18 protein-coding genes and 2 pseudogenes are annotated in these 15,632 nt (G+C 68.0%); all 20 read left to right on the top strand.

Features of this window, described 5'->3' with window-relative positions; genetic code table 11:
- Position 1 precedes the first annotated feature (1 nt).
- A complete protein-coding gene (locus tag WAB15_RS13880; protein ID WP_407286420.1) occupies positions 2-931 on the top strand; it encodes a hypothetical protein in 930 nt (309 codons plus the stop codon).
- A complete protein-coding gene (locus WAB15_RS13875) occupies positions 931-2,025 on the top strand; it encodes a hypothetical protein (protein ID WP_407286419.1) in 1,095 nt (364 codons plus the stop codon). The genes WAB15_RS13880 and WAB15_RS13875 overlap by 1 nt, the downstream gene beginning before the upstream one ends.
- Positions 2,026-2,463 (top strand): hypothetical protein, encoded by a 438-nt coding sequence (locus tag WAB15_RS13870; RefSeq protein ID WP_407286418.1) that lies wholly within the window; start codon positions 2,026-2,028, stop codon positions 2,461-2,463.
- Between the two features lie 167 nt (positions 2,464-2,630).
- Positions 2,631-3,539: pseudogene (locus WAB15_RS13865) on the top strand (peptidoglycan-binding protein); the annotation flags it as partial.
- Between the two features lie 327 nt (positions 3,540-3,866).
- Complete coding sequence (locus WAB15_RS13860; protein WP_407286417.1) at positions 3,867-4,112, top strand: hypothetical protein; 246 nt, start codon at positions 3,867-3,869, stop codon at positions 4,110-4,112.
- Positions 4,113-4,270: 158 nt separating this feature from the next.
- Positions 4,271-4,840 (top strand): hypothetical protein, encoded by a 570-nt coding sequence (locus WAB15_RS13855; RefSeq protein ID WP_407286416.1) that lies wholly within the window; start codon positions 4,271-4,273, stop codon positions 4,838-4,840.
- A gap of 91 nt (positions 4,841-4,931) precedes the next feature.
- The gene (locus WAB15_RS13850; RefSeq protein WP_407286415.1) at positions 4,932-5,144 is read left to right on the top strand and encodes a hypothetical protein; all 213 of its coding nucleotides are present in this window, start codon (positions 4,932-4,934) and stop codon (positions 5,142-5,144) included.
- Positions 5,145-5,247: 103 nt separating this feature from the next.
- Positions 5,248-5,592, top strand: coding sequence for a hypothetical protein (locus tag WAB15_RS13845; protein WP_407286414.1), 345 nt, complete (start codon positions 5,248-5,250; stop codon positions 5,590-5,592).
- Between the two features lie 25 nt (positions 5,593-5,617).
- Positions 5,618-6,607 carry a recombinase RecT gene (locus tag WAB15_RS13840; RefSeq protein ID WP_407286413.1) on the top strand — a complete coding sequence of 330 codons (990 nt, stop codon included), beginning with the start codon at positions 5,618-5,620 and terminating at the stop codon, positions 6,605-6,607.
- A 62-nt stretch (positions 6,608-6,669) separates the two neighbouring features.
- Positions 6,670-7,803: a PD-(D/E)XK nuclease family protein gene (locus WAB15_RS13835; protein WP_407286412.1), complete on the top strand. Its 1,134-nt coding sequence runs from the start codon at positions 6,670-6,672 to the stop codon at positions 7,801-7,803.
- Between the two features lie 87 nt (positions 7,804-7,890).
- Entirely contained in the window at positions 7,891-8,805 is a 915-nt protein-coding gene (locus WAB15_RS13830; protein ID WP_407286411.1) for a hypothetical protein, read from the top strand.
- A gap of 99 nt (positions 8,806-8,904) precedes the next feature.
- Positions 8,905-9,183 carry a hypothetical protein gene (locus WAB15_RS13825; RefSeq protein WP_407286410.1) on the top strand — a complete coding sequence of 93 codons (279 nt, stop codon included), beginning with the start codon at positions 8,905-8,907 and terminating at the stop codon, positions 9,181-9,183.
- An 87-nt stretch (positions 9,184-9,270) separates the two neighbouring features.
- Positions 9,271-9,885, top strand: coding sequence for a hypothetical protein (locus WAB15_RS13820; RefSeq protein ID WP_407286409.1), 615 nt, complete (start codon positions 9,271-9,273; stop codon positions 9,883-9,885).
- A 207-nt stretch (positions 9,886-10,092) separates the two neighbouring features.
- Positions 10,093-11,595, top strand: a complete 1,503-nt coding sequence (locus tag WAB15_RS13815) for a DNA cytosine methyltransferase (RefSeq protein ID WP_407286408.1) — start codon at positions 10,093-10,095, stop codon at positions 11,593-11,595.
- 37 nt (positions 11,596-11,632) lie between these two features.
- Positions 11,633-12,358, top strand: a complete 726-nt coding sequence (locus WAB15_RS13810) for a hypothetical protein (protein WP_407286407.1) — start codon at positions 11,633-11,635, stop codon at positions 12,356-12,358.
- A 633-nt stretch (positions 12,359-12,991) separates the two neighbouring features.
- A pseudogene (locus WAB15_RS13805) lies at positions 12,992-13,357 on the top strand (HU family DNA-binding protein); the annotation flags it as partial.
- A 79-nt stretch (positions 13,358-13,436) separates the two neighbouring features.
- A complete protein-coding gene (locus WAB15_RS13800) occupies positions 13,437-13,964 on the top strand; it encodes a hypothetical protein (protein WP_407286406.1) in 528 nt (175 codons plus the stop codon).
- A complete protein-coding gene (locus WAB15_RS13795) occupies positions 13,961-14,110 on the top strand; it encodes a hypothetical protein (RefSeq protein ID WP_407286405.1) in 150 nt (49 codons plus the stop codon). Before WAB15_RS13800 ends, WAB15_RS13795 begins: the two co-directional genes overlap by 4 nt.
- Positions 14,107-14,733: a hypothetical protein gene (locus WAB15_RS13790; protein WP_407286404.1), complete on the top strand. Its 627-nt coding sequence runs from the start codon at positions 14,107-14,109 to the stop codon at positions 14,731-14,733. The genes WAB15_RS13795 and WAB15_RS13790 overlap by 4 nt, the downstream gene beginning before the upstream one ends.
- Positions 14,734-14,966: 233 nt before the next feature.
- Complete coding sequence (locus tag WAB15_RS13785; protein WP_407286403.1) at positions 14,967-15,596, top strand: hypothetical protein; 630 nt, start codon at positions 14,967-14,969, stop codon at positions 15,594-15,596.
- The last annotated feature ends 36 nt before the right edge of the window (positions 15,597-15,632 follow it).

Below are 15,632 nucleotides of genomic sequence, written 5' to 3'. Positions count from 1 at the left end.
TGTGACCCTTGTCCAGCCCCCGATGATGGTGCACGGCGGCAACCATCCAGCCCGCGCGATGCGTCTGATGATCAGCTCCCTGGCGCGCGGCCGGCAGGGCATCGCCGAGGCCGGAGACCTGAAGGTCCGTCCCTTGGAGGCCCCCGGACCAGGCGTCCGCGTCGGCGACGGCTCGGCCCTCATCCACGGCGCGCGGCCCTGGCAGGGTGCCTACACCCAGACCAATGTGGGCGACGCCGTGGTGAACGTCCCGCCGACCGGCCCGTTCGCCCGCACGGACCTGTTGGTCCTGCGTATCGAGGATCCCGAATTCGAGGGCGAGCGTGACCCGCGCACGCAGGACATCGGCTACTTCCACCTCATCCAGGACATCGGCAACAAGGAAACCCCTGCGCCGCGCGGCATGACCGCCATCCCGCTGGCGCGGATCACCTTGCCCCGTAACACTGCGGCCGTCACCGCGGAGATGGTCACGGACCTTCGGCGGATCGCCAACCCGCGCACCGAGCGGACCCTGCGCACCGTGCACCCCCAAGACACAGAGAAGGTGCCCGGTAAGCACGGCCACTGGGTGGCCTGGCCCAAGGAAGCGGCCTGGGACGTGGACGTGCCGAACTGGGCGACGAAGGCCACCATCGTGATCACCCTCTCCGGACTTCGCGCGGAGGCGGGCAGCATCTACGCCGAGCTGCGCACCCGCCTGGGCGAGCGTGCCTCCAGGCCCACCGTCGTCGACGACGACGGCACCACCACGCGGAGCGCCGCCGTCGTACTCGCCGACACCCTCACCGTGCCGCCCGACTACCGCGGCACCCGCCAGCACCTGGCCGTGCAGATCAACCAGCTCGACAAGTACGGCGACGGCGACCTGTCGGTCGCCAAGGGCACCACGGTGACAGCCGACATCGAGTTCACGGAAAGCCCGGTGTGATGCCCGACTACCGCTACATCGTCGCCCGCGCCGCGACCGGCGAGGTCCTGCACTGGAACCTCCCGCTGACGGAAGTGGAGTTCGGCCCTGAGATATCCGGGCCCGGTTCACTCAGCGGAACCCTTGCGCCGACCTTCGCAAGGTCGATGAGCGACATGCTGGACGCCGGGAACGCCGTGATCCTGGCCGAACGGAACTCGCGTCTCCTGTGGGGCGGACTCATCTGGCGAGCGGAGCCGGAAGGGCCCAAGCTGCCCATCGAAGCGTCTGGGTTCACCAGCTACCTGCACCGCCGCCACGACCTGCACGGCAACCTCTCAGGCCGCGGCCCCTACATCGAAGCCGACCCGTGCGTGGTGATCCGCGATGTGTGGGCCTACGCCCAGTCGCAGCCGGACGGCGACCTTGGTGTCGTCGTGGACGACACCAAGTCGAAGGCGAAGACCGGCACTGCGAAGGACCTGTACGACATCCCGCGCTGGGATGCCCGCAACCTGGGCGAGATCGTGGACGAGATGGCCGAGATCGATGACGGACTGGAGTGGTCGGAGACCGTTGCCTGGCGCGGGCGCCGTGCCGAGCGGCGCATCATCCTCGGCGCCCCGAAGCTCGGCCGGCGCCGCCAGGACATCACGTTCACCACTGGGGCCAACGTGGTCGGGGACCCGCACGTGATCAAGGACGCCGACGAGTACGCCCAATGGGTCGTGGGCCTCGGCGCGGGCGAGGGCAAGAAGCGCAAGGTCGTCATCGATGGCGACCGCAACGGGCGGCTGCGCCTGGAGCACAAGCTGGAGACCAGCGAGAAGGACGAGGCCAAGCTCAGGCAGCGCATCCGGCGTGAACGCCTGGCCCGGCAGATCCTGCCGACGCTCACCGAGCTGGAGATCACCGACCACCCGGCAGCATCGATCGATGCGCTGCGCATCGGCGACCACGTACGGATCCGGCTGCACGAGCCGCACACCACCTACGACGGCTGGAACCGGATCGTCGGCTGGACCGTGCGGCCCGGCGACGGCGAGACCCCTGAGCGGGTGACGCTGAAGCTGGAGCGCAGCGCGAAGCCCGCTGACGACGCGGAGGAGAAGTAGATGCCGGACACGATCGCCGCGCTCGCGCGCCGCCTGGCCCGCCTGGACCGGCGGGTCACAGCACTGGAGCGGGCCCGCCGCGCACCGTACCCGCCCTGGCACGATGTGCCGCTGACCGGTGACACGTCGGTGGCCGACCCCGCGCAGCCGCCACAGATGCGCGCGAACCTGTGGAACACGCTGGAGTTCAGCGGCCGGATCGGACTGCCGGGCGGCCGAGTGGCAGACGAAACGGTCGTCGGCCTGCTCCCGGAGGGATACTGGCCCGCCGTGCCCCGGGCCGTACCGGTCGCCTCCGACGCGGCCCGCCGCGCGCTCCACCTCGACATCGACCCGAAGGGCCGTCTGATCCTGCGGGTGCAGGATGGCGGCAGCGTGAGGGCGACATGGCTCAGCCTGGACAGCGCCTCCTGCCGCATCGACGGCGACGACGAATAGCCGAGCAGACCAGCGGCATCGTCGCGACCTGCGGTCCGAGCCTCTGGGTACCATGACGATCGGGTGACCCTCCGCCCAACGCTTCGCAGCCCAACTCCCGAGGGACCGGCCCCAACCGAAGGGTCTGGCCGACTGCCATACGGCGCAGGGGAGAAGGCGAAGCGAGCGTGGCAACACCGTTGAGCGCGGACAGGTTCCTGTCCGCGCTGAAGCACGAACGCCTCGGCGTCGTTGAGCACGGCAAGTGGCGCACCCACAACCGCAACACCCACGGCAACTGGGGCCCCGCGAACGGGGTGATGATCCACCACACCGGCTCCTACAGTTCCGAGGCCGACATGGTGGAGCTATGCCGCGTCGGCTACCAGGCCCTCCCCGGGCCGCTGTGCCACGGAGTGATCGACCGGTCCGGCACAGTGCACCTCGTCGGGTACGGGCGAACGAACCACGCCGGCCAGGGTGACACCGACGTGCTGCTCGCCGTCATCGCGGAGAAGAACGACCTGCCGCGCGCCAACGAAGAAGACACCGACGGGAACCGGCACTTCTACGGTTTCGAGTGCATCAACACCGGTAACCAGCCGTGGCCCTCAACGCAGCTGGACGCGATGGCGCGGGCCGCAGCCGCGATCTGCCGCGCCCACGGATGGAACGAGCACAGCGTGATCGGCCACAAGGAGTGGAAGCCATCCAAGTCCGACCCCGGCGGCATCGATATGGACGACTTCCGGGCTCGCGTCGCCAAACATCTCAAGAGCGACAGTAAGCCGCCCAACAAGCCGAAGCCCAAGCCAGACCCCAAGCCCAAGCCGAAGCCGAGTCCTGTGCCGAAGCATGCCGCGTACCCCGGCAAGGACTTCTTTCGTGACGGCCGTTCCTCGCCGGTGATCGCAGCCATGGCCAGGCGGCTGATCGGCGAGGGCTGCGACTCCTACGACACACCACCCGGGCCAGTCTGGAACGACGCGCACCGCCGCAGTTACGCCGCGTACCAGATCAAGTGCGGCCACCACGGGGATGCCGCCGATGGCATCCCCGACCAGAAGACCTGGACCAAGCTGCGCGTCCCGCGCCAGGCCGGCGCCGCCGAACCCACCCCGAGCAAGCCCGACCAGGAGAAGAACGACACCATGCCGCAGGCCCTCGCCGACGTCGCCGAGCGCACGATCGCCACCTACATGCAGTCCCTGCTGGGCTTGATGGCAGCCTCCAGCACTACCGACGTGCTGTCGCTCTCGGCGTGGCAGGCCGCAGGCGTCTCCGCGATACCCGCGGCCCTCGCTGCGCTGAAGTCCACCATCGGAACCGTCCTCGGGCGACCGGGCACAGCCTCGTGGCTGCCGCTCAAGAGTGATCCGGCCACGCCCGTCCGCTGACCGGTGCCATGACAGAGGGAGAAGCACGTGCCGGATGGAGAGGTTGCCCTGGCCCTGGCCGAGCTGCGCAGCGCGCTGGAAGTGGGGCTCGCCAGGATTGATGGGCAGCTTGCGTTGCTGGTGCAGCGGTCCGACCAGACCGACAAGGCAGTGGAAGACCTTGAGGCGAGGGTGACGTCCTTGGAGAGAGGGCGGTGGCCGCTGCCGACGATCGCCGTCCTCGCGAGCATCACGGCGGTGGCGCTGACGTTGTTCGGCGTGGCCCGCGGCTGAGCTATGCAAGCGAACGGCCCCCGCCGGAGCGGGGGCCGTTCAGAGCCTCTTGGAGAAGGCTGTCGCCCACGATAGCAGTGCCTTCGCCGAGCGCGGTGTGCAAAGCGCGGCTACCCTGCCGGTGCACGCGAGAGACGACACGGCGAGGGACAGGGACGATGTGCGGGCGCAAGCCGTATCTGGTCGGGCACCAGGAGTTCGCTGTCCTGTATGGGGTGGAACCGCAGATGGTGGGGCAGTGGCTGGCTCCCAGCCGGGGCGTTCTGGACCCGGCGACGGCCATCGTCGTCTCTGGTGTCAGGTATTGGCCCCTGGGGTTCGCGTGCCGCTTCGGGAAGACAACCCCTCGTCCGAAGCTGCTGAACGTCCGGTACAGGAAACTGCTGATTGCGGACCAGGGCGAGGGTTGGGAACCTGATCTCGGTGACGAGCTGCCGGCGATCGTCGGCCAGCAAGAGATCATCGAGCTATTCCACCTACCGTCGCAAGGCACCCTTGCGACGCGGATAGCCCAGGGGGGTTTCCCGAAGGAGGACTGGTGGCTCTCGGGCTCGCGGCTGTGGCTGCTGGACACGGTGATCGAGGCCGTGCCCGAACTCCAGGTGAGTGCCCGCAGCCTGCCATGGGAGGTAGACGACAAGGTGGAGGCGGCTTTGCGTGCGGGTACCTACGAGGGGCCCGGCTCGGTGGTGCTGACACGTGGGCGTCACGCTCGGAAGGGCCTCTGACCTGCGTAAACGCTGTACTCAGGCCCTTTGTGCGAATAAGATATATGTATGCCCTTGCTGGGCTGACTCTTACTCGCACGAGGAGGCAGTGGTGCACATCATCTACGCACCCAGCGGCGCCGTCGTCGCCGTCATGGAGGAGGCGGAAGTCGTCGTGATCGAAGCGGCGCTAATGCGCTACGCGGCCGGGGGCGTCGACTCCGGCCTTGCGGTCCAGGTGCTGCAGAGCGTCGCAGGGGCGAGCGAACGGGCCGAGCGGCGCGCGGAAGGGGTCGCTGAGGCGGTCGGGTTTACCTCGGCGTGACCGCGTCGGCGTGAAGTCTTGCCTGTCGTAGGGGGGTTGATCGCTGCACTCCTAGGCCTCAAGATAGGAGACATTGTTGATATCAGTCTCCAGGGGGTGGGGGATGGCGGTCGTCCAGGACGAGATTCCGGGCCTGGTGATCCACGCCGTGCGGCAGCCCGACGGCAAGGCGGCGACGATCCAGGCGCAGTTCGAGGCGTTCCATCAGCTCAACCCGTGGGTCCTGCGAGCCCTAGAGAAGCTGACCGCCGACTACCTCAAGCGCGGAGCCAGGCGCGTCGGCATCGGAATGCTCTTCGAGGTCCTGCGCTGGCGCTACGCCATCGCCACTGAAGGCGACGACTTTCGCCTCAACAACAACTACCGCTCCCGGTACGTCCGTCTCCTCATCGAGCGACACCCGGAGTGGCAAACCGCGTTCGAGGTCCGCGCTCTGCGGACTGACTGAACCGAATCTCTTGGAGAAACCACCCGTGAACCACCAGGACCAACAACCGGCCGACGAAGCCAGGGTGACGGCGCCCGTCGCCCCGGCCACCGAGGCTTCCCCGCCCCGCTCCGCCGCAGCGAGCGCGATCGTGCTCCGCACCGACCAGGACGAGTTCGACGCGCGGCAGGTGGCTGCACTGGCCCTGATCAGTCCCGGTCTCCAGGCGGCCCCCCGCGCCCAGCTGGCAGTGTTCTTCCACTACTGCGTGCGCAGCGGCCTCGACCCCTTCGCGCGGCAGATCTACATGATCGGCCGCAAGAACCGGGGGGACGACCGGGAAGAGAACCCAGTCAACTGGACCATCCAAACCGGCATCGACGGCTTCCGCACCATCGCACATAGGGCGGCAGAGCGGACCGGCGAACGCATCAGCTACGAGGACACCGTCTACTACGACGCCGATGGCACGGCGCACGAGGTCTGGTTCGCCCCCGGCCCGCCGACCGCCGTCAAAGTCACCGTCCTCCGGGGCATCAGCCGCTTCCCCTTTATCGCCCGCTGGGGCGAGTTCGCCCCGACCTACTGGGACGCGAAGACCGGCGAATACACCGTGGCGAAGATGTGGCGCACGATGCAGTCGCACATGCTGCGGAAGTGCGCCGAGGCCGGCGCACTCAGGATGGCCGCCCCGCAGGACCTGTCCGGCATGTACGTCGAGGAGGAATTGGCGCAGGCGGATGCCGAGGTCGTGGCAGGCGTCGCCAAGGAGGCCACGCAGCGGTTGCGTGCCGCCGCGGGCCTGGAAAACGACGACGAGGACAACGGCGCCGGCGCATCAGATGGGTCTCCTGACGACCAGGGGCACCAGGAGGAGAAGCCCGCGCCGAAGCGGACCGCCAATTCCGCGCAGTCGAAGGCAAAGCCGAAGCCAGAGCCGGAGGAGGTGACGAAGGCCGACGAGCAGCCGGCCGTGCGAAAGCGCGCCACCCCCCGCAAGCGCGCCTCCTCAGCAAGGCCCCGCGCCGCTTCCTGACCCCGCCCACAACGGTGCCGTCCCGCCCGCGGGGCGGGCGGCACCGCGTTCTTGGAGACGACATGACTCTCATGGATGAGCGCCCCGTCAGCCTGTGGCCCGCAGCCCACGCGGCCGATGCGCGGCGCCCTCGCTCGCTGCAAACGAAGATCGGTGCCAGCGACACCGTGTGCGCTCGTCGCGCCGGATACCTCCTGCACGGCCGCACTCCGACCGACGGCGGCGAGAAGCGCAAGGCGATCCTCGGCACCTGGCTGCACGCCGGGATTCTGTCGACTGCCCGCGAGGAGTTCGGCTGGATCATCGAACGCCGCGTCGAGGACGAGACCATCCGAGGCCACATCGACGCTGTGCAGCTCGACAGCCACACCGCCGCCAAGCTGCCCAAACGCCTGCGCCCGAGCCTTCCGGCCGACGAGACGACGGTGGAGGACGTGAAGACCAAGTCCACCTACCAATGGAACAGCGTCCTGCGCTACGGCGCCAGCGACGCAGAGATCCGCCAGGTCTTCCTGTACGCGGACCTGTTGCGCAGTGAAGGGTTCGCCGACATCGAGGGACAGCGACAGCTCGCCCGCCTCGGCCCCGTTCCGGTTGGCCGCATCCGCTTCCGGTTCATCAACCGTGACAGCGGCGATGACCACGTACAGGAGATGTCCTACACCTCCGCGCGCGCCCGAACGGCGCGTTGGTGGGTCGAGCAGGTGCGCTCCGCCGCGAGTCCGGAGGACCTACCCCGTACCTTCCAGGGGCCGGGCCTGTCGGTCATCTGCGACAACTGCCCCTTCAAGACGGCCTGCTGGGGATCAGTAGCCGCTGGCCGCCGTCCGCAGAGCATCCTCATTCACACCGACGCCGAGCGGGAGAAGGTGCTGGCGGAGTACGTCGAGGTATCTGAGCAGATGAAGCCGCTCAAGGAGCGGCAGAAGTTCCTGCGGGCTCAGCTGGACGGTTCGGAGTCCGGTGCCTATGGCGACAATGTCTTGACCTGGAGCGGCGGCAACCCGACGAAGGTCGATGACGTGGACGCCATGGTTGCGCTCTATCGGCGGGCCGGCCTGGAGGTGCCGATGGCACCTGACACGGCGGCGATGAAGGCGCAGCTGAAGGCCGCGAGCATACCCGTGCCTGTACGGCTGGACCCGGACAGGCGTACCTCGGTGAGCATCAACGTGACTGTTCGCAAGAAGTCCTGAACCCGCAACCCGGTAGGGACAGAGCCGCCGTTGGTCCTGCCCCTACCCCAGTGCGGCCTGAACCGGATGTGACATGGAGAGGTGCGGGTGAGCATCCATCTGATGTTGGCGGCGGCCTATCTACCTAAGGAGGTGATCAACAAGACGCAAAAGATGGTCCTGATGAAGATCGCGGACTCTGCCGACGATCAGACGCTCCTGGCCCGTCCGGGGCTGGAGCGCATGATGGCCTGGGCCGGCGTGGGTGAGAAGCAGGCCATCACGGTCGTCACCGAGCTGGTGGGGCTCGGCTTCGTCGAGCGGGTGGAAGTCGGCCGTGTCGGTCGCCGCGCCGAGTACAAGGTTTTCCCGCACGGTGTGCCTCCCATCCCGTCTACGCAGGAGCTGATCGAGCGGCGCCGTGTGGCGCAGCGTGCTCCGAAGAACCCTCGGCTGGCCCGGCAGGTCAAGCGCCGCAAACCGTCGTCGGCTGCTCGCACCCAAGGTGATCTGGCCGCGCGGGAGGCGGCACGTGCCGCGGCCGTGGCGCCGCTGGAGGGAGGGTTGCCCGAAGGGAACCCTGGACGTCAGGAGGAGAGGGTTTCCGCTGGGGAACCCGGCAGGTTTCCCCAGGGGAACCAAGAGGGTTTCCCCACGGAAACCCCTTCTTTTCCTTCTCATTCCTCATTCCTTCCTCACCCCCCTACCCCCACAGCTGGCGCTGCGGGGGAGCCCGACGGGGCTGGTGATCAGAAGCCGCCGAGCGGGTGCGAGCGGCATCCGCACCCGGTCGGCAACTGCCGGGGATGCGGCACCAACTCGCGCGCCGGTCGCGAACAGGCGCGGCGTGAGGCCGCGGCCAGCGCGCACGCCACACAGCAGCAGTGGCTGAGGGACTTCTTCGCGGAGCGGGAGCGCCGCGTTGCCGACACGGACCCCAAGGCTCTGGAGGCGGCTCGTCAGCGGGCGAAGGAACTGGCACGCATGAGCCGCTCGCGCATTGCCAACTCGGGGCAGCCATAGTCGAGTTCAAAGATCGCAAACATTGACGCCCGGATGTATGCGAATAAAGTATAAGTACAAGTTCGAAACCCCTCGAACTGTGACCTCTTGGAGAATTCAGTGCACATCCTGACCCTCGACCCCGCCGGCTATGTCGTCATGGCCGAAGTCATCCTCGGCCCGGCGGCCGACCCCATCCTCAGTGGCGGGCCGTTTTGCTGCATCGAGTGCGCCACCCAGAGGGTGTGTGACCTCGCCGTGGAACTCGGCATCCAGGAGCAGGGTGCGAGCTTCCTCATCTGCCACATGGACCGCCCTGCCGGTGTCGTCGTCGGCTCCCACGATCGCATGTGGGCGGTACGGATCCTCTCCTCGTACGAGCTGGCCAGCAGTGACTGAAAGCGCATCTCAAGATAGGCGACATGGTTGAAAAGCGGGAGCCCCTTTAGGGGCTCCCGCCCGCAACACCCCTCTTGGAGAACAGAAGTGACCATCGCAGCACTGCCCGACCTCAACAACACCACCGACCCGCGGCGGCTGAAGCTGTTCCACGGCTACCGCCACCTCATCACCCCCCTGCGCCACAACGGCTGGAGGACCGACGTCGAGCTGAGCAGGGGCGAGCCCCACCTGCGCGCCGAGCTCGGCGACGGCACCGAGCTGATCACCACCTCCGTCAACGGCCTGCCCGACGACCCGAACGAGGCGACCGGCTGGAGCGTGGTGCGACTGGACACCGAGGATCAGACACGGCACGCCATCCTGTACGACTCCACGCCGGACGGCCCCCAGAGCCACCACGGCAACCGCCTCATCACGCTGTTCCATCGCCTCGGTGCGATGCAGGCGCCAAAGTCCACGGAACGGTTGGTCGTCTCGACCACGTATACCGCCCTCTACAGCGGCTACCACCACCAGAACACGGGCAGCGAGACGCCCGGGGAGGCCATCGCCCGCTTTTTTGAGTGCTCGGGGTGGCTGGTTGCCAACGATGGCTACCAGCAGGTCTGGGAGCGGCCGGAGTCCGAGGGATATCCCCTGGCGATCTTCGAGAAGGACGGCCACATCACCACCGTCCGCGTCATGCCCAGCTATGACTGACCGGCCGCGCCGCGCACCCCGCCCCACCAAGGGTGTGGGTCGGTGATCTGTCTGCTGATCGCCTGCTCCCTTGAACTCGCTGCGTTCATCGCCCTCGCGATCGAGGACAGCCGCCACCACCGCGCGTTACGCGCCCCTGACCAACCCTGACCCTGGCTGCCCGGCCCGACCCGGGCCGGGCAGCCCCCACTTGTTGGAGTCCAACCGTTGCCCCGCGCCATATCCCTGCTCTGCGGAGCAGGCGGAGACGCACAAGGTCTGCTGGAGTCCGGCTTCGAGCCGATCCTCGGCATCAACCACTGGCAAACCGCCATCGATACGTTCGAGATCAACCACCCCACCGCCAAGGCCCGCTGCGCCGACATCCGCAACTACCCCATGCGCTGGCTGCCGAAGGCCCTGATCCTGTGGGCGTCCGTCATCTGCACCGAGATCAGCCCCGCCGGCGGCCGCAAGCGGCAGCCCAACCCAGCCCAAGAAGCCCTGTTCGAAGAAGAGGAGCAGTGGCGCGAGCTGCCGCAGGAAGCTTTCGAACAGACCCGCGCGACCGCCTGGTGCGTGCTGCGGGCCATGGAAGCCAAGCGGTTCCCCTGCGTGGTCGTCGAGAACGTCACCGAGTTCATCACCGACTGGATCCTGTTCCCCGAGTGGATCCGCGCCGCGAAGAAGCTGGGCTACCGCGTCCAGATCGTCTCGGCGTCCTCCGCGCACATCGGCTCCGAGACCAACCTGTACGCGCCTCAGTGGCGTGACCGGATCTACGTCGTCCTGACCCTGACCAGCGTGCGCCGCCCAGACCTTCGGCCGCGCCCGCTCGCCTACTGCATCGAATGCAGCCGGGACGTCCGCGCCCAGCAGAGCTGGCGCAACGACAAGGTCCGCGTCGGCAAGTACGGCCAGCAGTACGACTACCGGTGCCCCAACACCCGATGCGGGCACGCACTGGTCGAGCCATACGTCCGCCCCGCGGCCGACATCATCATGTGGGACGACATCGGCCAGCGCATCGGCGACCGAACCCGGCCGCTGGTGCCCAACACCATGAAGCGGATCACGGCCGGCCTGGAGAAGTTCCCTCACCAGCCCAGCGTCATCACCCTCACCCACGGCAAGGACGGGGGAGACCGGGCCTTCTCGCCCCACCACCGGCCCCTGCCCACCCGCACAGCCAAGCTCGGCGAAGCCCTCCTCGTTCCGGTCGGCGGCTCGTGGAACGAAACGCAGACCCACGTTGGCGTCCCACTGCGCACCCGGACCACCCGCGAGAGCGAAGCCCTGGTCGCCGTCGAGCCCCCCGCGCCGTTCGTCGTGGAGTTCCGCAACAACTGCGACGCAGCTCCCGTGGACAACCCGCTCAGCACCATCAGCACCGCCCGCCACCACGGGCTGGTCGTGCCCGACGGCGTTGCTCGCGACCGGGCCCGCAACACCCTGGTCATCCCGTACCGCAAGAGCACGCCGAAGACAGCGGCCCAGCCCCTGCACACCCTGAGCGCCCGCGACTCGGCGGCCGTGGTGCGCACGGCGCCCGCTATCGAGGACTGCTACTTCCGCATGCTCCAGCCCCGCGAACAACTGCGCGGCCAGCGGTTCCCCGACACCTACGAGGTCGTCGGCTCCAAGGCGGCGCAAACCATGCAGGCCGGCAACGCCGTGAGCGTCAACGTCGCCCGCTGGCTCGGCGAGCGCCTCAAGCCCGTCCTGGCCTGACCAACCCATGCCTAGCGAGAAGAGAGGAATCTGCACCATGACCGATGCAACGGCGGACCTCCTGGCCATCCTCAAGCAGCAGCGCGAGGATGCCGACACCCAGCGCACTCGGGCCGAGAAGGCGTACGCCCTGGCGGTCCTCGATGAGACAGCAGCACTGATCCGGGCCCTGTGCCCGGAGGCGGTGTACGTCAACTTCGCCTACTACGGCGACACGCGGACCCTGTCCCTGTACGGGGTGCTCGGTGAGCAGCCCAGCCCGCTGGGGACCTGCCCCTGGCTGTGGGAGGAGAGCGACCAGGAACACCCCCTGGCCGAGCACGGCAAGAAGATCGCCCTCGACCTGCAAAAGGCGCTGGCACCCTACAACTCCCCAGCCTGGGCACGCACCAGGCCGAACACCGTGGGGTTCAACGACTGGTTGCTGGAGCTGCCTCCGCCCGACCGTGCCGCGCGCATCGCCGAGCTCGTGCGTGAGCACCACCCCGATGCCAGTGCCGTCGTCGTCGACGGGCGTCTCGCGGGCGGCCGAATCATCGAGGTCATCGAAGGCGTCGCCGAGGAAGGCTCGGACAACCGCACCACCCGGCGCCGCTGGAACGACAGGTGCGACGACCTGATCACCGCTCTCGTAGCCCAGATGTTCGCGCTGCCCGACGTCGCCGACCGGCACCTGATGCCCGTCGGTATCAGCTACGCGCACCCCTACGGCAGCAGCCTCAGCGACCACGTGCGCCGGATGCCACTCCCCTTGACCGCGTAAGCCGTCCCGGAGGGCAACTGGTGAGCGGCACCTGGTGGGTTAGTGAGGCACCGTGCGGCGGAGACCGACGCTTCACCCCCGACGAAGCGACCGCGGGCTCACTCAGGACGCCGCAGACACGGGCCCTCTTGGCCGTGTGCCAGGAATGCCCGTTCCGGTCGAAGTGCATCGCCCTCGTCCTGCCAAGCGACTCCCTTTTCGACGGGATCTGCGGCGGACGCCTGTGGCTGGACGGCGAGATCCACGCAACCTGCCACGGCGCCCAGGCCGCGGAACTCGCAGAAGAAGCAGACCCCATCAACCACGGCACTGAGGCCGGGGCTCGCGCCCACAACCGGCGTGGCGAACCGGCCTGCTCCTGGTGCCGGGAAGCCGGACGGCTCGCCCAAGCCCGCCGACGCGAGCAGAAACGAGCGCGCGGCACCGAGCCCAGAGTCAAGATAGGAGACATTGTTGAAACGGAGTGACGTTTTGTGGGCGTCGCCGCCCTGTCCCCCCACTTGGACGTATCCCCAGCACGACCCGGGTGTGGGCCTCAGTCCTCTCCCTGCCGCATGGCGCACACGCCAGCCCCATGGCAATTCACGCCAGCTCAACGTGCCGGCCCTGCATTCGAATCGAAAGGAATCCCCCGTGAACAAGGCGCAGCTCGTAGAAGCCATTGCCGACAAGCTCGGCGGCCGCCAGAACGCTGCGGACGCGGTCGACGCGGTACTGGACGCAGTCGTCCGTGCAGTTGTCACCGGCGACCGTGTTTCGGTCACCGGATTCGGCTCGTTCGAGAAGGTCGACCGTCCGGCCCGTTACGCCCGTAACCCGCAGACGGGTGAGCGCGTGCGGGTCAAGAAGACCTCGGTGCCGCGTTTCCGCGCCGGTCAGGGCTTCAAGGACCTGGTGAGCGGCTCGAAGAAGCTCCCCAAGGGCGGCGAGGTCGCCGTCAGAAAGGCCCCCAAGGGCAGCCTCACGGGCGGCGCTGCCGCCAACAAGGCCACCGCCAAGACCTCGCGCCCGTAACCCCGGACCCAGGTGCGCCGCCTCGGTCACGCGCCGGGGCGGCGCACCGCCCGAAGGAACTTCGATGAACCACCCTGTCGGAACCGAGATTGACGCCACTGCCAAGTGGCTGGAGGCACGCGGAGCGGACGGCGCCGCCATGCTGCTGCGCCGCGTAGCCTGCCAACGCGACCAGGCACGGCGAGAGCTGGCCACCGAACGCGAGTCAGCCACAGGCGGCAACGCGCCATCACAACAGTCGCACCACACCCAGCAGGAGAGTGCAGACACCCGCTGCGCCACGCCGCACGCCCCGGAAACTGCCCGCATCATCGCGATGCTGCGCACGGACCTGGCCCGCTTCCAGGCGCTCGCTGAGCATGCGGGCTGGGTGTCGGATGCCCGGCCTCGAAGGCTCTGGCGCTGGCGCGAAGGCTGGTGGGAGCTGTGCAAGAAGAACTCGAAGGACGGCTACCAGGACACCGGCTGGCATCTGTGGGGCCCGAACGGCATCTTCGGCGAGTGGATTGCCGCTCACAAGGCGGATGCGATGACCGAAGCAGACCGGCTCATCACCCAGCACCTGGCCGCCGCTGCGGAGGTGACGCAGTGAGCAGTCAGCTTGAACTGATCTGCGCGGCCAGCATGCGCCCCGATCCGGCCCGCGAATGCGCCGATCTGGAGGCTGGGACGGGCGCACCCTTCCCCCGCGATCCATCCATGGCCGAGATCATCCGGCGAGCCGGAGGAACGTCGTGACGGCACTGCTCCAGAGCGCGCCCGTCATGCTGCCCAGTGTCCAGGGCGAGGGGGAGTGGCAGCCCCGGGTGATCGGCCTGGACCTGTCCCTGACCTCCACGGGCGTTGCAGGTACGGATTGGGCGAAAGCTCTGCGGCCCGGCATGCGCCGCAGCCACGAGCGGATGGACTGGCTGTGCGGTCAAATCCGCCTCGGCGTCCACGGGGCCGACCTTGTGGTGGTCGAAGGCGCGGCGTACGCCCAGGGCGGTCAGGTCGGGCATCACGAACTGGCAGGACTGTGGTGGCTGGTGACCCAGGACCTGTGGCGCCGCCGGACCCCGTACGCCGTGGCCAACCCGCACCACCGCACGATCTACGCCACCGGCCGCGCGAACCCCGCCCAGCACCTGCCGCGCAAGGAGCGATCCAGGGTCGCTAAGGGCATGGTCCGCAGTGCGGCCGTCGATCGGTACGGCGTCGAGTGCGAGGGGCCGGGACGGTACGACCAGGCCGACGCCACCATCCTCGCGGCGATGGGGCTGGACTGGCTCGGCTACCCGACGGTGACGGTGCCGGACACCCATCGTCGGGCCCTAGAGGCCGTGCGGTGGCCAGACCTCATTCCGGCTGCCGCAAATTAGGGAATTGAATTGCGGAGAATCAATCTGGATTCAAAAGGGCAAACCTTGCTCCTGGGGAATTTGCCATTAATATATAAGTAAGCAGTTCGAAAAAGTCGAACTAGAAATTCCCGGCTAGGGCATGCAATTCCGCATGAACTCATAGCCCGAACCTAAAACAGAAATACCCGCGCCCCCGGCCCACCACCGGGGGCGCACCCATACGCGCAAGCGTGCCTCTTGGAGAAAACGCCATGAACTACACCCGAGGAATCCAAGCCCTCTCCGAGCAGATCGGAGTAGACCCCGACCACGTCGCCAAAGCCCTCCGCCTCGCATCCCAAACCCACAAATCGATCAACGCCCCCCGCTACAACCGCCTGAGCGACGACCAGCTCTCACGCCTCATTGGCGCCGACCGCTACGTCCTCGCCGTCGTCGCCAACTACGCAATGCGCTTCGCCGGCCGCATCGAGGACGCCCAACTCCTCATGGACGTCTACAAGGCCAGCACCGGCATCACCACCGACCGCACGACCATCCGGCAGGGCGTCGGCACGCTGCCCGAACACCACAACCACCCCCGCGTCCAGCAGGCCATCCGCATCCTCCAGGCCGCTGACCTGCCCCCCATCCACACCGACGGAACCCGCGAACTGCGGCCCGGCTTCCAGGTATTGCCCGGGTGTGAAGACCAACTGCCCGGCTGGCTCTTCATCGCACCCGACCCGGCCGCAGACCACCGACGCGGCTTCGCAGGCGGCCAGCTCGGCTACTTCGCCGTCATGCGCTGGGCCGGGTGGGGCGTCATCACCGAACACCTCCCCGGCGGCATGTGGGCCGCCTGCCACCCCGACTACCGGAAGAACCCCTTCCCGTCCTGACCGCACCCCCGGCGCCGGCCCACCCACCAGCGGGCC

The organism is Streptomyces sirii, from assembly GCF_045690365.1.
GTDB classification, from domain to species: domain Bacteria; phylum Actinomycetota; class Actinomycetes; order Streptomycetales; family Streptomycetaceae; genus Streptomyces; species Streptomyces sirii.
Note: the sequence above shows the minus strand (reverse complement) of the source record. Positions and strands in the feature narration are given on the sequence as shown.

What these genes read in the sequence shown, in the direction of transcription:
- WAB15_RS13875 (WP_407286419.1), top strand. Translation starts at nt 931, where the DNA reads ATGCCCGACTACCGCTACATCGTCGCCCGCGCCGCGACCGGCGAGGTC.
- WAB15_RS13870 (WP_407286418.1), top strand. Translation starts at nt 2,026, where the DNA reads ATGCCGGACACGATCGCCGCGCTCGCGCGCCGCCTGGCCCGCCTGGAC.
- WAB15_RS13855 (WP_407286416.1), top strand. Translation starts at nt 4,271, where the DNA reads ATGTGCGGGCGCAAGCCGTATCTGGTCGGGCACCAGGAGTTCGCTGTC.
- WAB15_RS13845 (WP_407286414.1), top strand. Translation starts at nt 5,248, where the DNA reads ATGGCGGTCGTCCAGGACGAGATTCCGGGCCTGGTGATCCACGCCGTG.
- WAB15_RS13835 (WP_407286412.1), top strand. Translation starts at nt 6,670, where the DNA reads ATGACTCTCATGGATGAGCGCCCCGTCAGCCTGTGGCCCGCAGCCCAC.
- WAB15_RS13810 (WP_407286407.1), top strand. Translation starts at nt 11,633, where the DNA reads ATGACCGATGCAACGGCGGACCTCCTGGCCATCCTCAAGCAGCAGCGC.
- WAB15_RS13800 (WP_407286406.1), top strand. Translation starts at nt 13,437, where the DNA reads ATGAACCACCCTGTCGGAACCGAGATTGACGCCACTGCCAAGTGGCTG.
- WAB15_RS13785 (WP_407286403.1), top strand. Translation starts at nt 14,967, where the DNA reads ATGAACTACACCCGAGGAATCCAAGCCCTCTCCGAGCAGATCGGAGTA.